The sequence below is a fragment of the Ruegeria sp. BG6 genome (assembly GCF_056538465.1).
This window is the reverse complement of the sequence record NZ_JBQFTB010000005.1, coordinates 61,161-86,326: the sequence shown is the minus strand read 5'-3', so window position 1 is coordinate 86,326 and position 25,166 is coordinate 61,161. Positions and strand designations below refer to the sequence as shown.

Sequence of the window (25,166 nt, the reverse complement as noted above, 5' to 3'; positions counted from 1 at the left end):
GCCGCTGTGGTCAGGAAACTTGTACCGCTGATTTGTCTTGTCTTGGGGCTGGCCGCAGGTATCGGGGCCGGGGTCTTCCTCGGACCGAAAGAAAGCGACAACAGCAAGGCCGCGACAGCAGAGGCTGAAAAGCCAAAAGAAACGAAAGCAAGTCAGAAGGAGGGTGAGGGAGAGTTCGAATATCTCAAGCTCACCAAGCAATTCGTGGTTCCGGTGGTTAAGAAGGACCAGATATCAGCTCTGGTGACGGTGTCCTTGAGTTTGGAAACCACGCCTGGGCTTTCGGAAACGTTTTATGCGATTGAACCGAAACTGCGCGACAGGTTCCTGCAGGTGCTGTTTGACCATGCCAATATCGGCGGCTTTGACGGTGCCTTTACAGAGTCCGGCAACTTGAATGCGTTGCGCAAAGCGTTGCTGGACGTTGCGCGTAAGGATTTGGGCGAAGACGTTTCTCAGGTTCTGATTATGAGTGTCAATCGTCAGAACACCTGACGACTCAGTCGGTTGTGGATCAGAAGCCCTTTGACTGGTTGCAAAACTGATCAGCCAAAAGCGACTCCGACAGGCTTTCAACAGCACGTTTGCGCCCGAACGAAAGGCGCAGCGCGTCCAGAGCGCTCAGCTTCTGCACTCGGATGCGCGCCAGTTCCATGTTCAACTGGCGGCGTGTTGCGGCTTCCCAGCCGTTCCACAAGATATCGGTTCCTGTGATTTTGTAGCCTTGGGACTGCGCACTGTCGTGGCGCGCCGCTTTAACCTGCGTGTCCAGCTTCCTCAGCTTCCTCAGAACCAATGTCTCGGCCTCGACCAAGGGGCGAATGGCCTGAAATTCCTTTTGGAACGCGGCCTCCGTCACCCGCACCAATGCTTTGATCTGCGTTTGTCGCATTATACCTGCTTCTTTGCTCGTTTACGCATGGCTTCGGCGAACCGGATAGCGGCGGCAACGGATCGATAGTGCTCTTCCTGGATCTCCTGCCCGATATCGACGGTGCCGTGAAGCGCCCGCGCGGTCGGCGGGTCGGAATGGATCGGAACCCCTGCCTGCCCGGCTGCCGACCGGATCGTGGCGGCGATTTCGTCCACGCCCTTCGCGACGCAAACCGGTACGGTACCGACCGCCCGCGACCATTTAAACGCGACCGCAAAATGCGTCGGATTGACTATGACAACGTCTGCTTCAGGAATCGCCGCCATCATCTGGTTTGCCGCAATGTCCTGCGCGCGCTGCCTGCGCTGTTGTTTGACATGAGGGTCGCCTTCAGCATCCTTGGTTTCGTCCTGAATCTCTTTGCGCGACATACGGTTTTTGCGCATGTGCTCGGAGTATTGCCAAAGGTAGTCCGCTGCGCCGATGGCCAGAGCGATGACAATCACGATAAACAAGAAGCGAAACAACAGGTTCATCATCAACAGGATTGAAGATTGGGGTGGTGCCGTACCGGCAGACAGGATTTCCGCCAGATTGGCGCGCAGGAAAACGGCAAGGCATGTGCAATATATTGTCAGTTTGACAAAGGCCTTAAGGAATTCGAACAACCCGCCCCGGCCGAACTTGTTCTGGGCGTTCGATACAACGGAAACGCGCGACAACTTGGGTTTGAGTTTGGACGGGGCAAAGACAAGAGCTCGCTGCGCAATGAGGCTGAGCAGGACCGCAGCCGCCGGAATAGAAAAGAGAATCCCGATGGCGACCAGGGTCGTTTTTAGAACGCCGCCGACCGGGCCTGCAGATGGGCCATCGATCATAAGGCGGGACAGGTCGCCGGCCTGATCGATCACTACAAGAAAAAGCGTACCAAGATTTTCCACGCCGTGCTGACCGACTGTTACCAGCGCAACGAGTAAGCCGGAATAACCCGCAACCACCGACAGATCGGCGGACTTGGCCACTTCGCCCTTTTCACGGGCTTTTTTCAGTTTCTGTGGTGTCGGTTCGAAAGGCTTGTCGCTGTCGTCGTCTGCTTCGCTCATCAGTTGTCTCCTATCGGGTTGGTTAGAAAACTGTTGAGTGCGTCCGACCAGGCGGACAGGATCAAGGGCGCTCCGGTGAACAAAAGAACGAGACCGGCAAAGGTGATTGCCGGGGCACCGACAAAGGCGACCATTAACTGAGGCATCGCCCGGTTGATGACCCCAAGCGCAAGATTGTAGATCAGCGAGGCGATGACGAAGGGCATTGCCAGCGCAAAAGCCAGGGCAAAGCTGTGCGCAATTCGTCGCACACCCCAATGGGACAGATCCGCAGCCGCAGGGGGCTGTCCCATTGGGACCAGGGTGTAGCTATCAATCAAAAACTGCGCCGCACGAATGTGCAGCCCCATAAGAACAGCCAGAGTGATTCCGGCCAGGGTCAGCAGATATCCCATGGCCGGCACTGGGTCTGCTGCCGCCCCGCCCAGAAGCTGGGATAGCGATGTCGCCTGAGCGGCAATTGATCCTGCTGTCTGAAGGGCAAGCACGAAAAGCCTTAAGCTTAAGCCAAGTGCCAGACCCGTCAGGATTTCGGTGCCGATCAGCCACACTACGGGGAACAGTCCAGACATCGCCCCGGACGGGTCAATTGCGGAAGAAACCAAGAGCGTAAATGCCACTGCTATCGCCAGTTTTACGCGGGCCGGAATGCTGCGCTCTCCGAAGGCAGGCAGAAGGGAAACCAAAGCGGAAACCCGCAGGAAAACGGCGAACAAGTGCTCAAGCTCGCTACTGATAAACGTCAGCAAGTCAGGGGGCAGGCCGATCACGCGGGCACCGTACCGACAAGTGCCGGCCTGGCTTCCAAGCCGAATTCTTCAAATGACAGAACCGAGTTCGAGATGCCGCGTGCGTGCAGGATCGTGCGCAGCAACCTGCGTCGACGGGTCGAAGTCACAACGGCCGCAAACACGCCCCGATCCGCGGTTTGCGCAACGCTTTGCACGACACCGTCTGCAAGCTTGTTGAACAGGTTGGGCGGAAGCGCAACGTCGAGACCTGCGCTTTGGGCGTCGATTTGGTAAGTGGCGAACGTGTCCTCCCACTCCGGTGCCAGTTGGATCAGTGGGATCGACCCATCTTCGCGCTTCATGTCGGCGACCAGCTGGAACCCGAGACGTTGGCGCACCAGTTCGCAAATCCCTTCGGGCAGAGTTGTGGTCAGCCGAGCCTCGGCCACGGTTTCCAGGATCAGGGCCATGTTTCGGATGGACACCCGTTCGTCCAGCAGCAGCCGCAGAACGGAATGTAATGTATCGATCGGGACCTTGTCCGGGATCAGTTCGTCCAGCAACTTGCGGTTGGCCTCGGCCCGGCCCGGATCGCTCAGCCGAGTCATTTCGGACAAAAGACGCCGCAGCGACTTGAGTGTCAGCAGTCGGGAGAAGTTCTGCTTGATGATTTCGAGCAGATGGGTCGCCAGGATTCCGGGGGGCGAGACGATCGTTGCGCCGCTCAGGGCCGCAGCCTCCCGATCTTTGGGCAGGATCCAACGGGCAGGTGCGCCGTAGACGGGTTCGGTCACATCATTTCCGTCCGGCAGAATGTCCGGCCCTTCCTGAACCAGCGCCAATACAAGGTCGGGGTTCAGAACACCGCGCGCCTGTTCGACGCCCTGAACTTTGATAACGTAAGTGCCGGTTGGAAGATCGGCGCGATCGGTCAACCGAATTTCGGGCAGGATCAGACCAAAGCCAGAGGCGACATATGTCCGCATATTGGCGATCCGCGCGTCCAGACCGGTGCCTGGGTTTAGAACCATGCTGACCAGATCCGGCGCGAATTCCAGATGAACGTCGTCCAGGTCCAGGATGTCTCCGATGGCCTGCGGGGTCGGGGCATCGGTCTCGGGTGCCGGTGAGTGCGCTTTTGTCAGCTCGGATTTTTGTTTGCTGTAAACGCTGTAGGCTGAGTACCCCAAAACCCCCGCGCCTAGAATGAAGGGCAGAAACGGCAGGCCAGGCACCAACGCAAACAGGGCCATCAGCAGCGAGACTGTGCCCAGTGCAGCCGGGTGCCGCCCCAACTGCGAGAAGATTGCGCTGTCGGTTGCCCCCTGCGTGCCGCCCCGCGCCAGCAGCAGGGCGGACGCGATTGAGATAATGACCGCAGGGATTTGTGAGACCAGCCCATCACCAACCGTCAGGATCGCATAGGTTTCGAAGGCGGATGCAACCGGCATACCATGCACGATCACGCCCATGATCAAACCCATCACAAGATTCAGCAAGGTGATCAGCAACCCGGCAACGGCGTCGCCCTTGACGAATTTGGACGCACCGTCCAGCGAGCCGAAGAAAGTCGTTTCCTGCTGTTCTCTTTCGCGCCGTTCCTTGGCTTGCTGATGGTCGATGGCCCCTGCGGACATGTCGCTGTCAATTGCAAGTTGTTTGCCCGGCATCCCATCCAGCGCAAACCTGGCTCCGACCTCGGCCATGCGGGCGGCGCCCTTGGTGATCACCATGAAGTTAACGATCAGCAGAACGCCAAACACGACGAGACCCAGAAAGATGCTTCCGCCCATGACGAATTGGGCAAACCCCTCGATCACATCACCTGCGGCGTTGGTACCCGAATGACCCTGACCGATGATCAGCTTGGTGGACGAAACATTCAGCGACAATCGTAGCATCAGGGATGCCAGCAGGATCGTTGGAAAAGATGAGAAATCCAGCGGGCGTTCGATAAACAGGGTCAAGGTGAAGATCAGAATAGCCAGCGCAAACGACGCTGCCAGCCCCACATCCAGAACCCAGGCGGGCATTGGCAGGATCATTATCACGATGACCGTCATCAGGGCCAGCGCCAGCAGGACGGTCGGCGAGAACACAGAGCGGGCATCGAACCTGAACACGATCACCCCCTTAGTTGAAGACGATAAAGGCGGTGGCACTATCCGCTACCGGAACCAGCGACCCCAGCATTATCCGTTTTGGCGCTTCAGATCGCGACGGAAGCAATGGAGCAGAGGAATGTGTGAAAGGATCGCGGGCAACTGCCGCATAGCTTGTCGGCTCGTCCTCGTTGAGGCGCGCCAACTCGGTCTGAAACCGCTCGGAATAGGTCTGGGCCAAAGCGGGAGTGCGAGAGTGATAGGCACCGGCCGCTGCGGGCCACGATGCAAACTCTGCAAACAGATCTTTCAGAAAACGGGCGGCATATCTGGCGTTCTGATCCGGGTCGAACATTTCGTCAATCGACCGGAATGCCTGCCCGTGCCAGCGATAGTTGATCTGGAAGCAGCCAATGTCGAAACTGCGTGCGCCCGCCTTGAAGATTTGGAAAACATGGGATTTTGCCTCGACCTCGGTGTCAAACCAAAGACCCTGCCCCTCGACATTGATCGCCCACGGCCAGGGGCGCAGGGTGCCAGCGACGTTCAGACCGGATTCCACGCGCGCGATGGCTCGCAGGACATCCAGAGGAACCCCTTCCGACAAAGCGGCTCGCCTCATGGCCTGATCACACAGATCGGCGGTTCTTGCGTCAGGTTGTGCATGCAGCGAACGCCCGGCAAGAAGCAGAATCAGAAGAAAGGTGAATATTCGATGGGGCATTCTGCCGGTCCGGGATCTTGATCAGTCCGGGGCAGGCTAGCCGCGCATCGGTTTACATAGGGTTATCGCAGCATCAGTTCCGGTCGATCCGGCGGCCAAACACAACGCTTGTGTTGGTTCGCATGACGCCCGGAATCTTGGCGAGTTCGTCGACGAGGATGTCCAGATCCTCTATATGCGGTGCTTCGGCACTCAGCAGCAGGTCGAATTCTCCGTTGATGGACAGGCACAGTTTGACCTCGGGATAGGCTTCAAGACGTTTGATGATGCGGGCCGTTTCTTTTTGCTGCACTTCCAGCAGAACGATGACTTGTACACGCGGTGTGTCTTGCGGGCTGTGCAAAACCACGGAGTACCCTGCAATTACACCGCGATCTTCCATGCGGCTGATACGCTCGTGAACGGTGGTGCGCGCCACGCCCAGCTTTGCTGCGATCCGGGTAGTTGATTCACGCGCGTTCTGCTGAAGTGCGGCAACGATATTTCGATCAAGTTTGTCCATGGTGGCCAAGGTTTAGAGCATTAGCATACAGATGCTCAAGTTCCTGCTGACCTCATTTGTGTCGCGGCAAAATCCCGTCCCGGCCGGGCCTGGTCACAATGACGCCCGCTGGATGGCGTTGAGTTTGCGGACCAAACCTCCTATCTCGTGGTCTGAGACCGAACAAAGGAAAAATCCGTGGCGAACCACTTGTACAAAAACGACCTGCCGGATGGGCTGGATCTGGGCCCGGTCGTGGCGATCGACTGTGAAACCATGGGTTTGAATCCGCATCGGGACAGGTTGTGCGTTATCCAGATGTCGGGTGGCGATGGGCACAGCCATATCGTTCAAGTCGAAAATGGGCAGACATCAGCGCCGAACCTGTGTGCCATGCTGGAAAATCCCGATGTGCTGAAGCTGTTTCATTTCGGGCGATTTGACATCGCGGCCATGTACCACACGTTTGGTGCGCTGGCGGCGCCGGTCTATTGTACCAAGATCGCCAGCCGACTGGTACGCACCTATACAGACCGGCACGGGCTGAAGAACCTGTGCCAGGAACTGATCGGCGTCGACATCTCGAAACAGCAGCAAATGAGCGACTGGGGTGCGGAATCCCTGACCGAGGCCCAGCTGGACTATGCCGCCTCGGACGTTTTGTACCTGCACCAGTTGCGCGATGCGCTGGACGGGCGGCTGGCACGCGAGGGCCGGACCGAGATGGCGCAGGCCTGTTTTGATTTCCTGCCGATGCGTGCCAAGCTGGACCTCGCCGGCTGGCCTGAAACGGATATTTTTGCGCACTCATGACTGACAACGAATCCTTTCTGAAAACCGCGCGGCAGGTCATCACTGACGAAGCCCGTGCGCTTGACGTTCTGGCGGACGGCCTGGATGAGAATTTTGCCACTGCCGTGCAGATGATCCTGCAGGCAACCGGTCGGATCATTGTCAGCGGGATCGGCAAATCCGGCCATATCGGTCACAAGATCGCGGCGACGCTGGCGAGTACCGGGACACCCGCCTATTTCGTGCATCCGGCCGAGGCAAGTCACGGCGATCTGGGTATGGTGTCGAAGGGCGATGTGGTTCTGGCGATTTCGAACTCGGGCGAGGCACCGGAACTGGCCAATCTTCTGGCCTTTACGCGGCGGTTCGGCATCCCTCTGATCGGTCTGTCCAGCAAGCCCGAAAGCACGTTGATGAAACAGGCGGACGTGCATCTGCTGATCCCGTCGATGGGTGAGGCCTGCGGTTTTGGCATGGTGCCTTCGATTTCGACGACGCTGACGCTTGCAATGGGGGACGCGCTGGCGATCGCCTTGATGAAGTACCGCGATTTCCGGCCCGAAAACTTCCGTGATTTCCACCCCGGCGGCAAACTCGGCGCGCAGCTCAGCAAGGTTCGCGATCTGATGCATACCGACACGCCGATCGTTTCCTCGGGCACGCCGATGAGCGAGGCGTTGCTGGTCATGAGCCAGAAGGGTTTTGGCGTTGTCGGCGTTATTGATGCCGAGGGGCGGTTGCTGGGCATCGTGACCGATGGCGACCTGCGGCGGCATATGCAGGGTCTGCTTGACCTGACCGTCGATCAGGTGATGACCGCGAACCCGCGTACCATCGGACCGGGTGAACTGGCCGAGAGCGCCGTGGCTCTGATGACGATGCAGACGCCCAAGATTACCTGTTTGTTTGTGGTCGATCCGGCCTCGGGCGGGCGGGCTGAAGGCATTTTGCACATTCACGATTGCCTGCGCGTCGGGTTGGGCTGAAAGGTGGAAACTGTGGACCGCTATTCCCGCATGGTACAGTTCTTGAAGGTGCTGTTGCCGCTGGTGGCCATTCTGTTGCTGTCCACGGTGTTCCTGCTGTCCCGCAGCATCGAGACAGACGTGTCGGTTCCATTCCCGCAAACGGAAATCAACGATCGCCTTGCCGACCAGGTTATTACTCAGCCCGACTACCGGGGCATAACCCGCAAGGGTGAAGACGTGCATATCAAGGCCATACAGGCGGCAAAAGGGGCTGAAGGATCTGTCCCGACCGCGGCCGAGTTTCGTGGGCGCCTGGGGCTGTTGAATGGCGGTGTCATAAAACTGGATTCAAATTCGGGCATGATCCGACCTGACAAAAAGACGGCAACTTTTGTCGGCGATGTTGTCATAACCACTACGGACGGCATCCAGGTCACCACGGATTTGCTGAACACCTCGCTGGATGAAATCCGCGGGGATACACCGGGTCAGGTTAACGGAACCGGACCGATCGGTGATTTCTCGGCTGGGCGCATGACATTTGGGACTGAAAAAAAGGACGGACCGGTCCATATTGTTTTTACAGATGGCGTAAAGCTGGTGTATGAGCCGGCAAAAGCAGAAAGATGAAGTGTGTTTGATTTTCGAATTGCCCTTGTTTGCATCGCTCTGGTGACGAGTGCCGTTTCCGCGACCGCGCAGGAAACGCAGGTGGCGTTTGGGTCGACCAAGGCGGACCCCAGTTTGCCTGTCGAAGTGACGTCGGAAACACTCAACGTCAATCAGGAAAACGGGTCGGCCGAGTTTCTGGGAAATGTCATCGTGATTCAGGGCGAAATGCGTCTGACTGCAGAACGGGTTCTGGTCATCTACAACAACGAGCGTTCGGCGATCGAGCGGCTAGAGGCCACGGAAGACGTGGTTCTGGTAAGCCCTCCCGACGCGGCGCAGGGGGATTGGGCCGAATATACGATTGATTCCGGTGTGATCCTGATGAAGGGCAATGTTCTTCTGACACAGGGGCCAAGCGTCATCAGCGGCGATCAGATGAATGCCAACCTGACCACCGGTACCGCAACCATGACCGGTCGGGTGAAAACGATCCTGCAACAGGGCAACAACTGATGGCACGACCCAACCTATCCGTTGCCGACGGCACCTCGGGTCTCAGAATCGAGAAACTGCGAAAGTCCTATCGCAAGAAGACCGTGATCCGGGATGTTTCGATGACACTGGGCCGGTCCGAAGTTGTGGCTTTGCTCGGTCCCAACGGGTCGGGCAAGACAACGACGTTCTATTCTGTCGCCGGGCTGGTTTTCCCCGAGGCGGGCACGGTCACGCTGGACGGGCACAATGTCACGACTTTGCCGATGTACCGGCGCGCCCGGATGGGGATCGGTTATCTGCCTCAGGAGATGTCGATTTTTCGCGGCATGAGCGTCGAGGACAATATCGCAGCTGTGCTGGACATAACCGTCAGCCACGCGCATCGTCGCAAGGAACGTCTGGAAGAGCTTTTGTCCGATTTCTCGATCGAGCATTTGCGGCGGGCCCCTGCACTGGCTTTGTCGGGGGGGGAAAGGCGCCGGGTGGAAATCGCGCGCTGTCTGGCCGCCGATCCCAAGTATTTGCTTTTGGATGAACCGTTTGCGGGTGTGGATCCAATCAGCGTTGGGGATATCCGGCATTTGGTTGCCGACCTGAAAAAGCGCGGAATTGGTGTTTTGATCACGGATCACAACGTCCGCGAAACGCTGGAAATTGTGGACAGGGCATACATCCTGCATGACGGAAAGATGTTGATGTCCGGCACGCCGGACGAAGTTGTTGAAAACGAGAATGTGCGCCGCGTGTATCTGGGTGAAAACTTCAGGATTTCATAGACTTGCGCTGATCTGCGCTTGCTGCATGTCGGAAATTACACAAATACGCTTTTGTTTTGATTGACTCTTCCGCCGCCTCTTGGCTCAATTGGCTCATGGCAGTTTTGCGGTTCCAGTCTGGATCACGATGTCCCTTCTCCGAAGGGCGCGATGGCAGACAACCACAAAACATGTCGCTACCCCCCACCCGATAAAAACAAGCTCGCCGCGTAACGTGGCGTCAGAATGGGTGTGAATTGTGAAGGAGATCACATGCGTTACCAAATCAGCGGAAAACAGATCGACATCGGCGCGGCGCTGCAGACCCACGTGCAGACCGAGCTGGGCGAGGTTGTGGGTAAGTATGCCCAGCGCCCGACGGACGCCGCCGTCGTCTTTTCCCGTTCAGCGCATGAATATGTATGCGAGACCACGGTGCATCTGTCGACAGGCCTGACCGCCCAGGCCAAGGCCCACGCAATCGAGATTTATGCGGCATTCGAGGCTTGCTGCGACAAAATGGAGACACAACTGCGCAGATACAAGCGTCGGCTGAAAGACCACCACAAGGATCGGTCCGAGCCGGTTGAACTCTTTGGCGCGTCCTCATATATCCTCGCCTCTGATGAATCGGAGACGGCTGACGAACCCGAATCGCTGCAGCCCATGATTGTGGCTGAGATGGAAACAAAGATCCCATCTCTCAGCGTTGGCGAAGCTGTTATGCAAATGGAACTTGCAGGCGCCCCGGTGCTGGTGTTCCGTAATGAAAACAAGGACGGATTGAATGTCGTGTATCGCCGGGATGACGGCAATATCGGTTGGATCGATCCGTAACAGGCAAGATTGAAAGACGGGCCCCGGTTTTGGCCGGGGCAACGTCATGGAGCGTGATCATGGAGCTGTCGAGCATACTGAAGCCCGAAGCCGTACGTGTATTGTCATCTGCTTCCAGCAAGAAGCGGTTGTTTCAGGAAATCAGCGATGTCGCTGCCGCCACCCTTGGGCTGGACGCGCAGGAAGTTGTGGACAGCCTGCTGGAGCGTGAAAGCCTCGGCCCGACCGGGGTTGGCCATGGTGTGGCGCTGCCACATGCGAGATTGCCGCAGCTTCAGGCCGTTTCTGGCGTTTTCGTCATGCTGGAAAAGCCTATTGATTTCGGCTCGGTCGACCGTCAGCCAGTCGACATTGCCTTTTCGTTGTTTGCGCCGGAGGAAGCGGGTGTCGATCATCTCAAGGCGCTGGCGCTTGTGTCGCGGACCTTGCGTGACACATCTGTCTGCGCAAAGTTGCGGGCAAATCCTGACCCCGTCAAACTTTATGCCATTCTGACCGAAGCGCAGTCGATGCAGGCTGCGTAACCTGGTTCAATTGAAAAAGCCCCCGTTATCCGGAGGCTTTGTTGCGGCCCGAGGCGATCAGCCGCCTGTGCCCATTTCCAGTGTCCACCAGATTTTGCCGCCTTTTTCCTGATGCCAGGCAAAGCCCATCTGGCTTGCCTTCGGATCCATGATGACGGCGCGCGGGCCGGGCTCCTGCATCCACGCGGCCAGGGTTTCGGTCTCGGTCTCGTAGGTCTCGGAAATTGCTTCGCCCAGGAAGGTTCCGAAGTAGCCTGCGCGCGCAGCGCGATCGATGGGTGAGGATCCGTCCGACCCGAAATGCCAGGGGCGGTTCTGACGTGCCATGTCTTTGGAATGGGTGGCTGCGGCTGCATTCAGCTGGGCATTCAGTTGAACCGGTTGCAGGCCCGAGGCCTGACGGAGCGCATTCACCGAATCCAACATGCGGAATTGTAGTTTATCGGTGCTGCCGCGAATCTTATAGACTGTCGGCAACGGCCGCCCGTCGGCCCCCAAGGCTGTGGTTGAGGTGTCCGTGCATGCCGCCAGCGCGACAAGGCAAAAAACTAGCAGAGAAAGGATACGCGTCATGGTCGACCTGATAATTGTGTTATCAACGGGCATAGCGTGACTGAACGCGCTGGGCAAACGTACAATGGCCGCAACCCGCGTGATTCTGCCGGTTTGATTTGCGACTGAAGCATTCTGGCAATAAAATGATCCGAAATTTCCAAGTCACCTAAGCAAAGGACCCTTTGTCATGGTCAAAAAACGTATTCAGCCCTCGACCCGCCGCGGATTTCTGGCAGGTGCGACGGCCATGCTGGCCTCGCCGGCAATCGCCCAGTACATTCCCGGAGACCCATTGCGTCCTGCTCCGGAAGCAGAACCGGCGGTTCGCCGCAATGTTTCGGGCTTCCGGGCGTTGGACTGGCAGCCTTATTTTTCCAATACCCGCAACGGTGCCATTCTGGTCGATACCGTCTCGCGGGCGCTGCATTATTGGTCAGATGATCAATCTGTATACAAACTCTACCCGTCTTCGGTTCCATTGACCGAAGAACTGACCCGCCGCGGACGGACGAGCGTGATCCGGAAGGTCGAAGGACCAAGCTGGTCGCCGACGCCGTCGATGAAGAGGCGAAATCCGGAATGGCCCGACTATATCCCGCCTGGTCCGGATAACCCTTTGGGAACACATGCTTTGTACCTGAGCTGGAAATACTATCGCATTCACGGCACCCATGACACGCGCAAAATCGGGCGCCGGTCTTCAAACGGGTGTATCGGCCTGTTCAACGAGGACATTGCCGAGCTGTTTTCTATGGCGAAGGTTGGCACGCAAGTGTTGCTAATTTGACGACATTTTCATGCACGAACCCGCTTGGCGATCAAGTTGCAATTGCAATCCCTGCGCATTGCTGATTAGAAAAAAACACGAGGTAAGTCTTAGATGCGTGACTCCACTAATCGGAATCACGCAAATTCTGGAGGTTAATATGAAAAAACTCGTTCTCGCCGCTGCTCTGACCGCTGCTGCTTCGACTGCCTATGCTGGCAACCTGGAAGAGCCGGTTGTAGAGGCACCTGTCGTTGTCGAAGAAACCCAAGGTTCGTCGCAGGGTATCATCCTGCCGCTGATCCTGCTGGTTGTTGTTGCCGCAGCTGTTGCAGCAAGCTAATTCGACAAGCTGATCAAAGAAAAGGCGGTGGATTTATCCATCGCCTTTTTTTTGTGTCCGGTCTGTGGGTCGTTCAGTCCAGCCAGCCCCTGAGATTGTCTTCGATCACCGCGCCAAGTGCGGCGATATGCGAATCATCGGCGTTGAGGCATGGGATATAAGTAAAGCCCTCGCCGCCGGCCTCCTCAAAGCTTTCCCGAATTTCTTCGTTGATTTCTTCCAGCGTTTCGATGCAGTCGGCTGAAAAGGCCGGGGCGATTACCGCGATGTTCTTTTTGCCCTGCCGCGCCAGATCGGCGACGTGCTCGACGGTGTAGGGCTTCAGCCATTCCTCGGGTCCGAACCGGGACTGGAACGTCGAAACCAGCTGATCGTCTGTCCAGCCCAGCCGCTCTTTCAGCAGTCTGGTGGTTTTTGCGCATTGGCAGTGATAGGGGTCGCCTTGCTGTAAATAGCGTTCCGGCATCCCGTGATAGGAACAGACGAGAATGTCGGGCCTCGTCTCCATCTCTGCATAAGCGCGCTCAACGGACCCCGCCAATGCGTCGATGTAGGCAGGTTCGTCAAAATACGCGGGTACGGTCCGGGTGGCCGGTTGCCAGACCTCCTCCATCAGCGCCCGGAAGAACTGATCATTTGCTGTCGCTGTCGTGGCTCCCGCGTATTGCGGGTAGAGCGGGAAGAACAGGATGCGGTCACAGCCCGCCGCCACCATCTCGTGTACTTTGGACTTGGTCGAAGGGTTGCCATAACGCATGCAGAAATCGACCATCACCTGATCGCCGTAGCGATCGTGCATCGCGTTGCGCAGCTTGGCTGTCTGGTCCTTGGTGATCGTCATCAGCGGGCTTTCGCCCTTGTCGTGATTCCAGATCGATTTGTAGGCCTCACCCGAGCTGAACGGGCGCTTGGTCAGGATGATCCCCTGCAGGATCGGTTGCCACTTCCACTTTGGATAGTCGATCACGCGTTGATCCGACAGAAACTCGTTCAAATAACGCCGCATCGGCCAATAGCTGTAGTCATCCGGCGTGCCCAGATTTGCCAGCAGGAGTCCGACGCGACCCGTTTTGACCTTTGGGTGGTCGGCTGGTGCATGGGCGGGGCGGGTTGCGTCAGTCATTTGAGCTTCCTGAGTTTCTGTGGTCCGGCCTGAGATAAACGGAAATGCCCGGCGGTCAATCGGACAGTTTGCCTTCTTTTGTCCCTAAAGCTTCAGCTAGTCGCATGCGGGCGGACCCGGGGCGCAACGGTTGCGGTTGGCTGTCGTGCGGGGACCAGCCTGTCAGGCAGATCAATTCGAACGTCGCCAGCAGACGGCCCTGAGGCGACGCAAAGTGGCGGTTGTAGATGGTCTGGGCTTTGTCAAAGACAAGGCGCTGAGTCGGGTATTTCAGACGGGCGATCAGAATATTGGTCTCACCCATTGCGCGAAGATCGTGCATCAGGTGCATCAGGTCACGGTATTCCGCTGTCACGGTTGCCCTGTCGGCCACGGGCAATGCAAAACCGGCCCGCTGCAATAGCCCACCCAGATCGCGCAGTTCTGCCATCGGGGCGATGCGGGGGCTGAGCCCCCCAGTTACTTCGATCTCGGCCTGTCCTAGGGCTGCACGCAGTTCGTGCAGGGTTTCACCACCGGGACAGACGCCCAGCAGAAGCCCGTCCGGGCGCAGGGCGTGACGGCATTGGATCAATTGCCCGACCGGGTCATTGGTCCAGTGCAGCGCCATCGCGTGAATAACCAGATCATGTGATCCGCGCTCCAGCTCCAGAACCTCATTATCCGCGATGATGGTGGCAGCGGGCAGAAAATCGCGCCAGAGATGCGGGAACGGAGTGATAATCGCCGGTGCCGTAAAGCTTCTGTTAACCATCAAAAGCCGATCCTGCACCTCATCCATGGCAGCGTGATGCAGGAACAACGCATCGTCCCGGGCACGGGCGCGGCGCATGGTCAGTATCGAGCGATCAAACGGCGAGGGTGCAGTGTCGGCAGGCAGTTTCATGGGTCGCAAGTATCGCATGTGGCAGCGGATTCAAACCGTTGTTGCACTGATCTACCCGCCGCGTTGCCTGGGATGCGGCGTATTGACGGAATCCGACTTTGGTTTGTGCGGCTCCTGTTGGCGTGACACGCCATTCATCGGCGGGACCGTCTGCGAAACCTGCGGAATGCCGATAGAGGGCGAGGCGGATGGTCACAGAATCGAGTGCGACGATTGTCTGGCGAGCCCCCGACCATGGAGGGACGGGCGCGCAGCGCTGTTGTATCAGGGTCAGGCACGATCGCTGATCCTGAGCTTCAAGCACGGTGACAGGCCCGAACTGGCCCGAACAGCGGCCCTTTGGATGGCGCGGGCAGGCCAAGATCTGCTTCGCGACGAGATGCTGATCGCACCTGTCCCGTTGCACTGGTCGCGCCTGCTGAAACGGCGATACAATCAGTCTGCCCTGCTGGCGCAAAGTCTGGCCCGTGAAACCGGCCTGGACATGTTTCCGGACCTGCTGGTGCGTCGAACAAAAACCCCGGTTCTGGATGGCAAAACCGCAGCGGAACGGGCGGACATCCTGTCAGATGCGATCGCAGTTCACCCCAAGCGGCGAAACCTGCTGACAGGCCGCGATATCCTTCTGGTGGATGACGTGATGACATCCGGCGCGACTTTGGCAGCCTGTACCCGAGCATGCCAGATCGCAGGGGCAAATCATATTTTCGTGTTGGTACTGGCGCGCGTTGCCAAGGATGCCTAATTCGCTCAAGATTGCGCGAAATCTAGGGAACGGAACATGAAGCCGGTAGAAATCTACACCTCGCCGCTATGCGGCTTTTGCCACGCAGCCAAACGCCTGCTCAAGCAGAAGGGTATCGAGTTCAAGGAAATCGATGTCCTGATGGACCCCAAGCGAAAACCAGAGATGATCAAACGGGCCTCCGGTAAGCGCACGGTGCCTCAGATCTTTGTAGGTGACATCCATGTCGGCGGTTGCGATGATCTGTACGAGCTGGACCGGCAGGGCAAGCTGGACCGTCTGCTGGCGGCCTGATGAAAACGGCGCTGTTGCAAATCACTTCGTCGGATGACCCGGCAGAAAACCTCAGTATGGTGCGCGCCATGATGGCTGATGCGGCAGCGCAGGGCGCGCAGTTCATCCTGACGCCCGAGGTCACGAATTGCGTCTCGACAAGCACCACACGGCAGCGCGAAGTTTTGCAGCACGAAGAAGATGACATCACGCTGGCCGGCCTGCGAGAACAGGCCGCCACGCTTGGTGTCTGGCTGCTGATCGGCTCGCTGGCGGTCAGGACCCATGACGCAGATGGGCGATTCGCCAACCGGTCCTTCCTGATCGACCCGAAGGGTCAGATCGTGGCCCGCTATGACAAGATTCACATGTTCGACGTGCAGGTCACCGAGTCTGAGACCTTCCGCGAATCCAGGAACTACAGGCCAGGCGACAAGGCAGTGATTGCCGAGACCGATTTCGGCAAGGTTGGCATGACTGTCTGCTATGACATTCGCTTCCCGCAGCTTTACGCAGCGCTGGCGCAGTCCGGCGCGCGGATTCTGACTGTCCCGGCGGCTTTTTCACCGGTTACCGGCGCGGCCCATTGGGAACCGTTGTTGCGCGCACGCGCGATTGAGACCGGCTGTTGGGTTCTGGCCCCGGCGCAAACGGGTGAGCATCCGAAAACCCGCGGCAGGACCCGTCATACCTATGGCCACAGCATGGTTGTGGCCCCTTGGGGAGAGGTGCTGATCGACGCAGGTAACGATCCGGGCATTCACATTTTCGATTTGGATGATAGTTCTGTGACACAGGCGCGCAGCCGTGTGCCCTCATTGACTCACGTGCGGCCTTTCGACGGGCCCTGATCCAGAACCGGACTATGACGGACGAGAAAAATGCCCTTGCGGTCACGCTTTTCAGCGAGATCCTGACCGCCGATCAGCTTTTGCGCAACCGGCTCAGCCGGGTGCTGCCCAAGGGCATGGAGATCTCGCATTTCTCGGTGCTGAACCATCTGGTCTTTGTCGGAGACGAGCGCAGCCCGGCGCAACTGGCCAACACATTCCATGTGACCCGAGGCGCGATGACCAACACTTTGGCCAAGCTGGAATGGGCCGGATACATCCACATCCGCCCCGACTGGGACGATGCCCGTCGTAAGATGGTGGCGATCAGCCCCGCCGGTCGCCGTGCGCGCGATCAGGCGATTTCCTCGATTGCGCCGCTGATCAACCGAGTGGTCGGAGAGTTGGGTCTGGAGCGGGTCCGCAGCACCCTGCCCGTGTTGCGGGATTTGCGGTTGCAGCTTGAGGGTGAATAGGGGCAATTCGGCACCCAGCGTCAAATGGGCGCTTGCCCCCATCTCGAACAGCTCAGCCCGGCTTCACGCTTGCGGTCACGTAATTCACGCTGAGGTCGCGGTCGGAAATTGACCAATTCCACAGGATTGGGTTGAACACGAACCCCTTGCGGTCCACCGGGTCCAGCCCGGCCTGGCGCAGCAGGTCGAACAGCTCATCGGGTGTAATGAACTTGTTCCACTCATGCGTCCCGCGCGGCAGCCAGCGCATGACGACCTCGGCCCCGAAAATGGCCATCGCATAGGATTTCGGGTTGCGGTTGATGGTGGAGCAGATCAGCAAGCCGCCGGGTTTCAAGAGCTGCTGCGATGCAGTCAGAAACCCCAAAGGGTCGGCCACATGCTCGACAACTTCCATGTTCAGGACCACGTCGAACTGTTCACCGGCCTCGGCCAGCGATTCGGCCGTTGTGTGGCGATAGTCGATTTGCAGCCCGGATTGTTCCGCATGAATACGTGCGACGGGCAGGTTGCCTGCGGCAGCGTCGGCGCCGACGACTTCGGCCCCCAGTCGGGACATCGGCTCGCTCAGCAATCCGCCACCGCAGCCGATGTCCAGCAAACGCAGGCCCTCAAAGGGATTAGGGCGCTTCAGGTCGCGATCGAACTCGCCCGCAATCTGTTGTGTGATATAGTCCAGACGGCACGGATTCAGCATGTGCAATGGCTTGAATTTGCCATGCGGATCCCACCATTCCGCCGCCATCGCTTCGAATTTTGCGATCTCGGAAGGGTCGACCGTGTTCGGATGCGCTTGCATTCCTGTCTCCGTATGCTCTTTTACCCGTAAGGACTATATAGGCCAATAATGGACAAGTACCCGGACCAAAAGCGCGCAGTTCAATATCTCTACCCGCCGACCGACCCGTTCGATCAGCGGATGGTGGATGTGGGCGACGGGCATCGCATCTATATGGAACAATGCGGCAATCCCGATGGGATACCGGTCGTGGTTTTGCATGGCGGCCCGGGTGGTGGCTGCAGTCCGGCGATGCGCCGCTATTTTGATCCCGATGTTTACCGGGTGATTCTGTTCGATCAGCGCGGCTGTGGCCGGTCCCGGCCCCACGCTGCGGTCGAAGACAACACGACATGGCATCTGGTTGACGATATAGAACGCCTGCGAGTGTTGCTGGACATAGATGAGTGGATCGTTTTTGGCGGCAGTTGGGGGGCCACCTTGGCGCTGATCTACGCGCAGGCCCATCCGGATCATGTTGCCCGTCTGGTGCTGCGTGGCGTTTTCCTTATGACAAAGGCCGAACTGGACTGGTTCTATGGCGGTGGGGCCGGAAAATTCTGGCCCGAGCAGTGGGCGAAATTCACGTCCCTGCTGCCCGATGCCGAACTGCACGACGCAATCGCCGCCTATCACAAACGCCTGTTTTCAGGCGATCGCGCGACCGAAATCCTATATGCCCGCGCCTGGTCCAGTTGGGAAAATGCGCTGGCTTCGATCCATTCCAACGGATCGACCGGGGAAAGCCCCGGAGAGTATGCGCGCGCCTTTGCTCGGCTTGAAAACCACTATTTCATGAATGGTGGATTTCTTGAGAAAGACGGCCAGATTCTGGATCGGATGGATCGGATCGCACATATTCCCGGCCATATCGTTCAAGGTCGCTATGACATGATCTGCCCGCCGCAAGCTGCCTGGAATCTGGCCGACCGCTGGCCCAACGCCGAGCTGAAAATGGTGCGGCAGGCAGGCCACGCCCTCTCTGAGCCCGGGATTAGCGCCGAACTGGTCCGTATCATGGACCGCGTGGCCGAGGAGGCTGTAGCATGACACGGATCGACCGCCGAGCCCTGTTTGCGTCGGGTGCCGCTGCCGCTCTGCTGGCGGCGACCGGAGCTTCGCTGGCGGATACGCCGAAATCGGGCGGGGCCTTGCGGTTGGCCGTGCCCCGTGATGACAGCCTCGAGCAGGTGGCGCGCGGCGCGGTGTTCGACACGCTGACCGAGATTGCGCCGGATGGCACCTTGCGTGGAGAGTTGGCAACCAGTTGGCAAACCGATGCAGAAGCGCGCGTCTGGAATTTCGAGCTGCGCCGGGACGTTCTGTTTCACGATGGCGCGGTTTTGGAAATGGGTGATGTTCTGGCCGTTCTGGAAGAAGTCGGACAGGCCAAAGCGCTTTCCCTGACTTCGATACGATTGGAATTGGCCGCGGCCAATCCGGGCCTGCCGTTTCTTCTGGCCGACAGTCGGTTTGTCATTACACGCAAGGGGCAGGGGGTCACGCCACTGCACGCCGCGAACGGGACGGGGTGTTACCGTGTCGAGCGTGCCGAGGATGGCCGCCATTTCCTCGGGCGCAAGGTGAACGGTCACTACAAGGACGGACAGGCCGGTTGGGCGGACTCCGTGGAAATCATCGTCATTCCGGATCCAAATGTCCGCGCTGAAGCATTGCGGGATGGGTATGTCGACATCGCGGCCTTGCCTGCCTCGGAGGGGCTGAAGGGCCAGCGAGGTTTGCGGTTTTATCCCGCCGAATCGGAGATGGCACTGGCGCTGGCTGCTCATGTGGGAATGCCCCGCCAGATCGGAAAGGGCCGCGCGCTGGACGACGGGCGCATCGCCGAAAGGTGGTGGGTGGCGTAATTCCGTTCAGTGTGACCTGCCGGGGGTTGCAGTTTCGGGAAACCCTGCGTATATGCAGTTTCAACAGCGGCGTGTCGGGCTAGGGTCCGGGGCTCCACCGGAAAAGATCGACGGGCCGCGCGCCCGTTTTTTTGTGCCCGATTCATGGGTAGAGAACCTGATGACAAACGACCTGATAGCCAAAGCTGCCATCGATCGGCGACTGGCCGAGATCATTATCCCCGTGATTGAGGATCTGGGGTATGAGCTGGTCCGTATCCGCCTGATGAGCGGCAAACAAACCACGCTGCAAATCATGGCTGACAAGCCGGATGGCGGTATCGAAGTGGATGATTGCGCCGAGATTTCAAACGCGGTCAGCGCCACGCTGGATGTCGAGGATCCGATCCTTGACGCCTATACATTGGAAGTGTCCAGCCCGGGTATCGACCGCCCTCTGACCCGTCTCAAGGATTTTGAGACGTTCGAAGGGTATGAGGCCAAAATCGAAACCGCCGAGCTGATCGACGGCCGCCGCCGCTTCAAGGGTGAGTTGGCCGGGGTCGAAGGCGAAGAGGTTCTGATCAATATTCCCGAGGGGGACGAGACGATCACCATCGGTCTGCAGTTCGACTGGCTGAGCGACGCCAAGCTGGTCCTGACCGACGACCTGATCAAGGAAATGCTGCGCCAGCGTAAGGACGCCGGTGCCCTGAACGAAAACGCTTTCGACGAGATTGAGACCGAAGGGTCCGAAGAGGAGACGAACTGATGGCAATCACCTCAGCCAACCAGCTGGAGCTGCTGCAGACCGCCGAGGCCGTGGCCCGCGAAAAAATGATCGACCCCGGTCTGGTTGTCGAAGCGATGGAAGAATCGCTCGCCCGCGCCGCCAAGAGCCGCTACGGCGCCGAGATGGACATTCGCGTCAGCATCGACCGTAAGACCGGCAAGGCCACCTTTACCCGCGTTCGTACCGTGGTCGAGGATGACGAGCTGGAAAACTATCAGGCCGAGTTCACCGTCGAGCAGGCCAAGCAGTACATGGAAGACCCGCAGGTCGGAGACGTCTTCGCTGAAGAAGTGCCGCCGGTTGAAATGGGCCGTATCGCGGCGCAGTCGGCGAAACAGGTGATTCTGCAAAAAGTCCGCGAGGCCGAGCGGGATCGTCAGTATGAGGAGTTCAAGGATCGCGCGGGCACAATCATCAACGGTGCCGTGAAGCGCGAAGAATTCGGCAATGTCATCGTCGATCTGGGCGGTGCCGAGGCCGTTCTGCGCCGCAACGACAAGATCGGTCGCGAAAGCTATCGCCCGAATGATCGTGTCCGCGCCTATATCAAGGAAGTCCGCCGCGAGGTTCGCGGTCACCAGATCTTCCTGTCGCGTACTGCGCCGGAATTCATGGCTGAGCTGTTCAAGATGGAAGTGCCGGAAATCTATGACGGCATCATTGAGGTCAAGGCCGTGGCCCGTGACCCCGGCTCGCGCGCGAAGATCGCCGTGATTTCCTATGACGGCTCAATTGATCCCGTCGGTGCCTGCGTCGGTATGCGCGGCAGCCGCGTGCAGGCCGTCGTGAACGAATTGCAGGGCGAAAAGATCGACATCATCCCGTGGAACGAGGACCAGCCGACTTTCCTGGTGAACGCGCTGCAACCCGCCGAGGTTTCCAAGGTGGTTCTGGACGAAGAAGCCGGCAAGATCGAGGTTGTGGTCCCCGAGGAACAATTGAGCCTCGCCATCGGTCGCCGGGGTCAGAACGTGCGTCTGGCCAGCCAACTGACCGGTCTGGACATCGACATCATGACCGAGGCCGAAGAGTCAGCGCGTCGTCAGAAGGAATTCGAAGCCCGCACCAAGCTGTTCATGGAAAGTCTGGATCTGGACGAATTCTTTGCTCAGTTGCTGGTCTCAGAGGGTTTCACCAACCTCGAAGAGGTTGCCTATGTCGAGATCGACGAACTGCTGGTCATTGACGGTGTAGACGAAGGTACCGCGCAGGAACTGCAAACCCGCGCACGGGAATTCCTGGAAGCTCAGGCCAAGGCCGCGCTGGATGCCGCCCGCGCCCTGGGCGCCGAGGACAGCCTTATTGAATTCGAAGGCCTGACACCCCAGATGGTTGAGGCGCTGGCCAAGGACGATGTGAAGACACTGGAAGACTTCGCGACCTGCGCGGACTGGGAACTGGCCGGTGGCTGGACCACGGTCGATGGCGAACGCATCAAGGATGACGGTGTTCTGGAGCCTTTCGGCGTCACGCTGGAAGAAGCACAGGATCTGGTCATGACGGCCCGCATCATGCTGGGTTGGGTTGATCCGGCCGAGCTGGAGCAGGCCGAAGAAGACGGTGAAATTGCAGACGAGGAGGCCGAGGCCTGATTTCAGGCCTCGGGTGGCGTGAATGGGTCGCGGTGGCGTCCATAAAGACCGGTCCGAAGGACCTGAACGCAAGTGCATCGCCACGGGCGAAGTTCAGCCTAAATATGGGTTGATACGCTTTGTGACGGGGCCGGACGGTCAGGTTTATCCGGATGTCGCGGCGAAACTGCCGGGGCGTGGGGTCTATGTGGCGGCGGATCGCGCCGCACTGGACCGGGCCGTAGGCAAGAAGCTGTTTGCACGCGGGTTCAAGGCTCAGGTGACCATACCGCAGGATCTGGCGGATGAGGTCGAGCGGCAGATTTCGCGCCGAGTGATTGAACTGCTGAGTCTGGCCCGCAAGTCCGGCGATGCGGTCGCCGGATACGAAAAGGTCAAGACGTGGCTGGACCGGGAAGAGGCCCAGGTACTGATTCAGGCCACCGATGGATCGGGGCGCGGCAAGTCGAAACTGAGCACGCCGCATTTCGGCAAATACATCGGTTGGCTGACGGCGGACGAGTTGGGACAGGCATTTGGGCGCCAAACCGTGATTCATGCGGCTCTGGCCTCTGGCGGACTCGCCAAACGTGTTGTAGAGGAAGCGCAGCGCCTGCGTGGCTTGCGCGAAACGGATGACGGCGGCAAGGGCCGCTCGGAAGGGTAAGAAGCTTTATGAGCGATAGTGACGGCAAAAAGACATTGGGTCTTCGTGGCGGGGCACGCCCCGGAAATGTGAAACAGAGTTTCAGCCACGGACGCACCAAGAATGTCGTGGTGGAAACCAAACGCAAACGCGTGGTGGTCCCCAAGCCGGGTGCCAGCAAGCCAGGTGGCGGCGCTGCGCCGTCGGGTGATCCTTCACGTCGTCCGGCGGGCATCTCGGATGCCGAAATGGCGCGCCGCATGAAGGCATTGCAGGCCGCAAAGGCGCGCGAGGCCGACGAGGCTGCTGCCCGCGAGGCGGAAGAAAAGGCGCGTGAAGAAGAACGCGCCCGCCGCCGTGCCGAGCAAGAGGCCAAGGAACGCGAACAGCGTGAGGCCGAAGAACGTGCGCGCCAGAAGGCAGAAGACGAAGAGCGCAAGCGTAAAGAGGCGGAAGAAGCCGCCAAACGCACCGCTGCTGCCCCGGCCCCCGAGGAACCCAAGGCGGCCCGCACCCCTGCCAGCAAACCTGCTCCAGCGGCGACTCCGCGCAAGCAGGATCGCGAACGCGAACAGCGCGGTCGCGGCAAAGGGCGTGACGACAACCGCAGGTCCGGCAAGCTGACACTGGGTCAGGCCACCGGTGGCGAAGGTAACCGTCAGCGCTCGATGGCGTCGATGAAGCGCAAGCAGGAGCGTGCGCGTCAGAAAGCCATGGGCGGCCCGGTCGAGCGCGAAAAGGTGATCCGCGACGTGCAGTTGCCCGAAGCGATCATGGTTTCGGAACTGGCGAACCGTATGGCCGAGCGTGTGGCTGATGTGGTCAAGTCGCTGATGCAGATGGGCATGATGGTGACGCAGAACCAGACCATCGACGCCGATACAGCCGAGCTGATCATCGAAGAGTTCGGCCACAAGGTCACCCGTGTTTCCGATTCGGATGTCGAGGACGTCATCAAAGAGGTCGAAGACAGCGAAAAAGATCTGCAACCGCGCCCGCCGGTCATTACGATCATGGGTCACGTTGACCACGGTAAGACCTCGCTGCTGGACGCGATCCGCGATGCGCGGGTCGTCGCAGGCGAAGCGGGTGGCATCACCCAGCATATCGGCGCCTATCAGGTCGAAACTGATGGCGGCACCACGCTGACCTTCCTGGATACTCCGGGCCACGCGGCGTTTACGTCGATGCGCTCGCGCGGTGCCCAGGTCACGGATATCGTGGTTCTGGTGGTTGCGGCCGATGACGCGGTGATGCCGCAGACGATCGAGGCGATCAACCACGCCAAGGCGGCCGAAGTGCCGATGATCGTGGCGATCAACAAGATCGACAAACCGGACGCAAATCCGGACAAGGTCCGCACCGACTTGCTGCAACACGAAGTGATCGTCGAGAAGATGTCGGGTGAAGTTCAGGACGTCGAAGTGTCTGCCATCACCGGTCAGGGTCTGGACGAACTGCTGGAAGCCATCGCGCTGCAAGCCGAGATTCTGGAACTGAAAGCCAACCCCGATCGTGCCGCCCAAGGCGCCGTGATCGAGGCGCAGCTGGATGTGGGCCGTGGTCCTGTGGCCACTGTTCTGGTTCAGAACGGCACGCTGCGTCAGGGCGATATCTTTGTTGTGGGTGAGCAGTACGGTAAGGTCCGGGCGCTGATCAACGACAAGGGTGAACGCGTCAAAGAGGCTGGCCCCTCGGTTCCGGTCGAAGTATTGGGTCTCAACGGTACGCCCGAGGCCGGTGACGTTCTGAACGTGACCGAGACTGAAGCGCAGGCCCGTGAGATCGCAGCTTACCGCGAACAGGCCGCAAAGGACAAACGCGCCGCCGCCGGTGCCGCGACCACCCTTGAGCAGCTGATGCAGAAGGCCAAGGAAGACGAGAACGTGGCCGAGTTGCCGATCCTCGTCAAAGCCGACGTGCAGGGTTCTGCCGAAGCCATCGTTCAGGCGATGGAGAAGATCGGAAACGACGAAGTGCGCGTGCGTGTACTGCACTCGGGCGTTGGCGCGATCACCGAGACGGATGTCGGCCTGGCTGAAGCCTCCGGCGCACCGGTCTTTGGTTTCAACGTCCGCGCTAATGCGTCGGCCCGGAACACTGCGAACCAGAAGGGTGTCGAGATCCGCTATTATTCGGTGATCTATGACCTCGTTGATGACGTGAAAGCGGCCGCATCGGGTCTGCTGAGCGCCGAAATTCGCGAGAAGTTCATCGGCTACGCCGAGATTCGCGAAGTCTTCAAGGTCACCGGTGTTGGCAAGGTTGCTGGCTGTCTGGTCACCGAAGGCGTTGCCCGTCGTTCCGCAGGCGTCCGCCTGCTGCGCGACAACGTGGTGATTCACGAAGGCACGCTGAAGACGCTGAAGCGCTTCAAGGACGAAGTGGCCGAAGTCCAGTCGGGTCAGGAATGTGGTATGGCATTCGAGAACTACGATGACATCCGCCAAGGCGACGTCATCGAAATCTTCGAACGCGAAGAAGTTACCCGCACGCTGGACTGATCCAGACACAATCAGACAAAGAAAAACAGCGG

General features: G+C 58.9%; 30 protein-coding genes. 20 read left to right on the top strand and 10 right to left on the bottom strand.

The genetic code is table 11. The features are described from left to right. Window positions 1-42: 42 nt before the first annotated feature. A complete protein-coding gene (locus tag ACR0JW_RS11240; protein ID WP_480713919.1) occupies window positions 43-495 on the top strand; it encodes a flagellar basal body-associated FliL family protein in 453 nt (150 codons plus the stop codon). A gap of 19 nt (window positions 496-514) precedes the next feature. On the opposite strand, the gene ACR0JW_RS11235 is transcribed toward ACR0JW_RS11240, so the two are convergent. The 6 genes from ACR0JW_RS11235 to ACR0JW_RS11210 all read right to left on the bottom strand — a co-directional run bounded on the left by ACR0JW_RS11235 (window position 515) and on the right by ACR0JW_RS11210 (window position 6,036). Continuing rightward, window positions 515-892, bottom strand: coding sequence for a hypothetical protein (locus ACR0JW_RS11235; RefSeq protein ID WP_480713918.1), 378 nt, complete (start codon window positions 890-892; stop codon window positions 515-517). Beyond that, entirely contained in the window at window positions 892-1,977 is a 1,086-nt protein-coding gene (locus tag ACR0JW_RS11230) for an EscU/YscU/HrcU family type III secretion system export apparatus switch protein (protein WP_480713917.1), read from the bottom strand. Before ACR0JW_RS11230 ends, ACR0JW_RS11235 begins: the two co-directional genes overlap by 1 nt. Continuing rightward, window positions 1,977-2,747: a flagellar biosynthetic protein FliR gene (locus tag ACR0JW_RS11225; protein ID WP_480713916.1), complete on the bottom strand. Its 771-nt coding sequence runs from the start codon at window positions 2,745-2,747 to the stop codon at window positions 1,977-1,979. The genes ACR0JW_RS11230 and ACR0JW_RS11225 overlap by 1 nt, the downstream gene beginning before the upstream one ends. After that, window positions 2,744-4,771 carry a flagellar biosynthesis protein FlhA gene (flhA, locus tag ACR0JW_RS11220; protein ID WP_480713973.1) on the bottom strand — a complete coding sequence of 676 codons (2,028 nt, stop codon included), beginning with the start codon at window positions 4,769-4,771 and terminating at the stop codon, window positions 2,744-2,746. Before flhA ends, ACR0JW_RS11225 begins: the two co-directional genes overlap by 4 nt. Window positions 4,772-4,841: 70 nt before the next feature. Continuing rightward, the gene (locus ACR0JW_RS11215; protein WP_170681925.1) at window positions 4,842-5,534 is read right to left on the bottom strand and encodes a lytic transglycosylase domain-containing protein; all 693 of its coding nucleotides are present in this window, start codon (window positions 5,532-5,534) and stop codon (window positions 4,842-4,844) included. A 73-nt stretch (window positions 5,535-5,607) separates the two neighbouring features. After that, window positions 5,608-6,036 carry an Lrp/AsnC family transcriptional regulator gene (locus ACR0JW_RS11210; RefSeq protein ID WP_170615533.1) on the bottom strand — a complete coding sequence of 143 codons (429 nt, stop codon included), beginning with the start codon at window positions 6,034-6,036 and terminating at the stop codon, window positions 5,608-5,610. Between the two features lie 177 nt (window positions 6,037-6,213). Here ACR0JW_RS11210 and ACR0JW_RS11205 point away from each other — a divergent pair, with 177 nt between their 5' ends. From ACR0JW_RS11205 to ACR0JW_RS11175, 7 genes are all read left to right on the top strand, one after another. Beyond that, a complete protein-coding gene (locus ACR0JW_RS11205; RefSeq protein ID WP_170825272.1) occupies window positions 6,214-6,828 on the top strand; it encodes a ribonuclease D in 615 nt (204 codons plus the stop codon). Continuing rightward, window positions 6,825-7,793, top strand: a complete 969-nt coding sequence (locus ACR0JW_RS11200) for a KpsF/GutQ family sugar-phosphate isomerase (protein WP_170681928.1) — start codon at window positions 6,825-6,827, stop codon at window positions 7,791-7,793. The genes ACR0JW_RS11205 and ACR0JW_RS11200 overlap by 4 nt, the downstream gene beginning before the upstream one ends. Window positions 7,794-7,805: 12 nt before the next feature. Beyond that, entirely contained in the window at window positions 7,806-8,405 is a 600-nt protein-coding gene (gene lptC / locus ACR0JW_RS11195; protein WP_170681929.1) for an LPS export ABC transporter periplasmic protein LptC, read from the top strand. Between the two features lie 3 nt (window positions 8,406-8,408). Further along, window positions 8,409-8,900, top strand: coding sequence for an LptA/OstA family protein (locus tag ACR0JW_RS11190; protein ID WP_170681930.1), 492 nt, complete (start codon window positions 8,409-8,411; stop codon window positions 8,898-8,900). Continuing rightward, on the top strand, window positions 8,900-9,658 hold the full coding sequence (gene lptB / locus ACR0JW_RS11185) for an LPS export ABC transporter ATP-binding protein (protein WP_170615523.1): 759 nt from the start codon (window positions 8,900-8,902) through the stop codon (window positions 9,656-9,658). Before ACR0JW_RS11190 ends, lptB begins: the two co-directional genes overlap by 1 nt. A 252-nt stretch (window positions 9,659-9,910) precedes the next feature. Continuing rightward, a complete protein-coding gene (hpf, locus tag ACR0JW_RS11180; protein WP_170681931.1) occupies window positions 9,911-10,474 on the top strand; it encodes a ribosome hibernation-promoting factor, HPF/YfiA family in 564 nt (187 codons plus the stop codon). A gap of 59 nt (window positions 10,475-10,533) precedes the next feature. After that, window positions 10,534-10,998 carry a PTS sugar transporter subunit IIA gene (locus tag ACR0JW_RS11175; protein ID WP_170615519.1) on the top strand — a complete coding sequence of 155 codons (465 nt, stop codon included), beginning with the start codon at window positions 10,534-10,536 and terminating at the stop codon, window positions 10,996-10,998. 57 nt (window positions 10,999-11,055) lie between these two features. Here ACR0JW_RS11175 and dalA read toward each other — a convergent pair whose 3' ends face one another. Next, window positions 11,056-11,571 (bottom strand): divisome-associated lipoprotein DalA, encoded by a 516-nt coding sequence (gene dalA, locus ACR0JW_RS11170; protein ID WP_170681932.1) that lies wholly within the window; start codon window positions 11,569-11,571, stop codon window positions 11,056-11,058. A gap of 169 nt (window positions 11,572-11,740) precedes the next feature. Between dalA and ACR0JW_RS11165 the strand changes: the two genes are divergently transcribed. Both ACR0JW_RS11165 and ACR0JW_RS11160 read left to right on the top strand, forming a co-directional pair. Then, a complete protein-coding gene (locus tag ACR0JW_RS11165; protein WP_170681933.1) occupies window positions 11,741-12,340 on the top strand; it encodes a L,D-transpeptidase in 600 nt (199 codons plus the stop codon). 139 nt (window positions 12,341-12,479) lie between these two features. Beyond that, window positions 12,480-12,662: a hypothetical protein gene (locus ACR0JW_RS11160; RefSeq protein ID WP_010442520.1), complete on the top strand. Its 183-nt coding sequence runs from the start codon at window positions 12,480-12,482 to the stop codon at window positions 12,660-12,662. A 73-nt stretch (window positions 12,663-12,735) separates the two neighbouring features. Here ACR0JW_RS11160 and hemH read toward each other — a convergent pair whose 3' ends face one another. Together hemH and ACR0JW_RS11150 are read right to left on the bottom strand one after the other, a co-directional pair. Further along, complete coding sequence (hemH, locus tag ACR0JW_RS11155; protein WP_170681934.1) at window positions 12,736-13,785, bottom strand: ferrochelatase; 1,050 nt, start codon at window positions 13,783-13,785, stop codon at window positions 12,736-12,738. Window positions 13,786-13,840: 55 nt separating this feature from the next. Continuing rightward, window positions 13,841-14,671 carry a methyltransferase domain-containing protein gene (locus tag ACR0JW_RS11150; protein WP_170681935.1) on the bottom strand — a complete coding sequence of 277 codons (831 nt, stop codon included), beginning with the start codon at window positions 14,669-14,671 and terminating at the stop codon, window positions 13,841-13,843. Here ACR0JW_RS11150 and ACR0JW_RS11145 point away from each other — a divergent pair. From ACR0JW_RS11145 to ACR0JW_RS11130, 4 genes are read left to right on the top strand one after another with little or no spacing between them, the layout of a single operon-like run. Further along, window positions 14,670-15,416, top strand: a complete 747-nt coding sequence (locus tag ACR0JW_RS11145; protein WP_480713915.1) for a double zinc ribbon domain-containing protein — start codon at window positions 14,670-14,672, stop codon at window positions 15,414-15,416. The genes ACR0JW_RS11150 and ACR0JW_RS11145 overlap by 2 nt on opposite strands. Window positions 15,417-15,452: 36 nt before the next feature. Beyond that, window positions 15,453-15,710 carry a glutaredoxin 3 gene (grxC, locus tag ACR0JW_RS11140; RefSeq protein ID WP_170681936.1) on the top strand — a complete coding sequence of 86 codons (258 nt, stop codon included), beginning with the start codon at window positions 15,453-15,455 and terminating at the stop codon, window positions 15,708-15,710. Then, on the top strand, window positions 15,710-16,540 hold the full coding sequence (locus tag ACR0JW_RS11135) for a carbon-nitrogen hydrolase family protein (protein ID WP_480713914.1): 831 nt from the start codon (window positions 15,710-15,712) through the stop codon (window positions 16,538-16,540). Before grxC ends, ACR0JW_RS11135 begins: the two co-directional genes overlap by 1 nt. A 14-nt stretch (window positions 16,541-16,554) precedes the next feature. Next, window positions 16,555-16,995, top strand: coding sequence for a MarR family winged helix-turn-helix transcriptional regulator (locus ACR0JW_RS11130; protein WP_010442526.1), 441 nt, complete (start codon window positions 16,555-16,557; stop codon window positions 16,993-16,995). A 52-nt stretch (window positions 16,996-17,047) separates the two neighbouring features. On the opposite strand, the gene ubiG is transcribed toward ACR0JW_RS11130, so the two are convergent. Continuing rightward, complete coding sequence (gene ubiG / locus ACR0JW_RS11125) at window positions 17,048-17,794, bottom strand: bifunctional 2-polyprenyl-6-hydroxyphenol methylase/3-demethylubiquinol 3-O-methyltransferase UbiG (RefSeq protein WP_170681938.1); 747 nt, start codon at window positions 17,792-17,794, stop codon at window positions 17,048-17,050. A 48-nt stretch (window positions 17,795-17,842) separates the two neighbouring features. Between ubiG and pip the strand changes: the two genes are divergently transcribed. From pip to infB, 6 genes are all read left to right on the top strand, one after another. After that, entirely contained in the window at window positions 17,843-18,823 is a 981-nt protein-coding gene (gene pip, locus ACR0JW_RS11120; protein ID WP_170681939.1) for a prolyl aminopeptidase, read from the top strand. Beyond that, complete coding sequence (locus ACR0JW_RS11115; protein WP_170681940.1) at window positions 18,820-19,641, top strand: ABC transporter substrate-binding protein; 822 nt, start codon at window positions 18,820-18,822, stop codon at window positions 19,639-19,641. The genes pip and ACR0JW_RS11115 overlap by 4 nt, the downstream gene beginning before the upstream one ends. A 160-nt stretch (window positions 19,642-19,801) precedes the next feature. After that, a complete protein-coding gene (gene rimP, locus ACR0JW_RS11110) occupies window positions 19,802-20,392 on the top strand; it encodes a ribosome maturation factor RimP (protein WP_170681941.1) in 591 nt (196 codons plus the stop codon). Then, window positions 20,392-22,005 carry a transcription termination factor NusA gene (gene nusA / locus ACR0JW_RS11105; protein ID WP_170681942.1) on the top strand — a complete coding sequence of 538 codons (1,614 nt, stop codon included), beginning with the start codon at window positions 20,392-20,394 and terminating at the stop codon, window positions 22,003-22,005. The genes rimP and nusA overlap by 1 nt, the downstream gene beginning before the upstream one ends. Before the next feature lie 22 nt (window positions 22,006-22,027). Further along, window positions 22,028-22,651 (top strand): RNA-binding protein, encoded by a 624-nt coding sequence (locus ACR0JW_RS11100; RefSeq protein ID WP_170615495.1) that lies wholly within the window; start codon window positions 22,028-22,030, stop codon window positions 22,649-22,651. Between the two features lie 8 nt (window positions 22,652-22,659). Further along, window positions 22,660-25,134, top strand: a complete 2,475-nt coding sequence (gene infB / locus ACR0JW_RS11095; RefSeq protein WP_170681943.1) for a translation initiation factor IF-2 — start codon at window positions 22,660-22,662, stop codon at window positions 25,132-25,134. Window positions 25,135-25,166 lie beyond the last annotated feature (32 nt).

Bases quoted from the DNA above. Each gene is read 5' to 3' on its own strand.
- lptB (WP_170615523.1), top strand. From the start codon at position 8,900: ATGGCACGACCCAACCTATCCGTTGCCGACGGCACCTCGGGTCTCAGA.
- ACR0JW_RS11215 (WP_170681925.1), bottom strand. From the start codon at position 5,534: ATGCCCCATCGAATATTCACCTTTCTTCTGATTCTGCTTCTTGCCGGG.
- rimP (WP_170681941.1), top strand. From the start codon at position 19,802: ATGACAAACGACCTGATAGCCAAAGCTGCCATCGATCGGCGACTGGCC.
- ACR0JW_RS11210 (WP_170615533.1), bottom strand. From the start codon at position 6,036: ATGGACAAACTTGATCGAAATATCGTTGCCGCACTTCAGCAGAACGCG.
- hpf (WP_170681931.1), top strand. From the start codon at position 9,911: ATGCGTTACCAAATCAGCGGAAAACAGATCGACATCGGCGCGGCGCTG.
- ACR0JW_RS11115 (WP_170681940.1), top strand. From the start codon at position 18,820: ATGACACGGATCGACCGCCGAGCCCTGTTTGCGTCGGGTGCCGCTGCC.
- grxC (WP_170681936.1), top strand. From the start codon at position 15,453: ATGAAGCCGGTAGAAATCTACACCTCGCCGCTATGCGGCTTTTGCCAC.
- ACR0JW_RS11200 (WP_170681928.1), top strand. From the start codon at position 6,825: ATGACTGACAACGAATCCTTTCTGAAAACCGCGCGGCAGGTCATCACT.
- ACR0JW_RS11100 (WP_170615495.1), top strand. From the start codon at position 22,028: ATGGGTCGCGGTGGCGTCCATAAAGACCGGTCCGAAGGACCTGAACGC.
- ACR0JW_RS11135 (WP_480713914.1), top strand. From the start codon at position 15,710: ATGAAAACGGCGCTGTTGCAAATCACTTCGTCGGATGACCCGGCAGAA.
- ACR0JW_RS11160 (WP_010442520.1), top strand. From the start codon at position 12,480: ATGAAAAAACTCGTTCTCGCCGCTGCTCTGACCGCTGCTGCTTCGACT.
- dalA (WP_170681932.1), bottom strand. From the start codon at position 11,571: ATGACGCGTATCCTTTCTCTGCTAGTTTTTTGCCTTGTCGCGCTGGCG.
- ACR0JW_RS11150 (WP_170681935.1), bottom strand. From the start codon at position 14,671: ATGAAACTGCCTGCCGACACTGCACCCTCGCCGTTTGATCGCTCGATA.
- pip (WP_170681939.1), top strand. From the start codon at position 17,843: ATGGACAAGTACCCGGACCAAAAGCGCGCAGTTCAATATCTCTACCCG.
- ACR0JW_RS11130 (WP_010442526.1), top strand. From the start codon at position 16,555: ATGACGGACGAGAAAAATGCCCTTGCGGTCACGCTTTTCAGCGAGATC.
- ACR0JW_RS11175 (WP_170615519.1), top strand. From the start codon at position 10,534: ATGGAGCTGTCGAGCATACTGAAGCCCGAAGCCGTACGTGTATTGTCA.
- ACR0JW_RS11145 (WP_480713915.1), top strand. From the start codon at position 14,670: ATGGGTCGCAAGTATCGCATGTGGCAGCGGATTCAAACCGTTGTTGCA.
- infB (WP_170681943.1), top strand. From the start codon at position 22,660: ATGAGCGATAGTGACGGCAAAAAGACATTGGGTCTTCGTGGCGGGGCA.
- hemH (WP_170681934.1), bottom strand. From the start codon at position 13,785: ATGACTGACGCAACCCGCCCCGCCCATGCACCAGCCGACCACCCAAAG.
- ACR0JW_RS11165 (WP_170681933.1), top strand. From the start codon at position 11,741: ATGGTCAAAAAACGTATTCAGCCCTCGACCCGCCGCGGATTTCTGGCA.
- nusA (WP_170681942.1), top strand. From the start codon at position 20,392: ATGGCAATCACCTCAGCCAACCAGCTGGAGCTGCTGCAGACCGCCGAG.
- ubiG (WP_170681938.1), bottom strand. From the start codon at position 17,794: ATGCAAGCGCATCCGAACACGGTCGACCCTTCCGAGATCGCAAAATTC.
- ACR0JW_RS11235 (WP_480713918.1), bottom strand. From the start codon at position 892: ATGCGACAAACGCAGATCAAAGCATTGGTGCGGGTGACGGAGGCCGCG.
- flhA (WP_480713973.1), bottom strand. From the start codon at position 4,771: ATGACGGTCATCGTGATAATGATCCTGCCAATGCCCGCCTGGGTTCTG.
- ACR0JW_RS11230 (WP_480713917.1), bottom strand. From the start codon at position 1,977: ATGAGCGAAGCAGACGACGACAGCGACAAGCCTTTCGAACCGACACCA.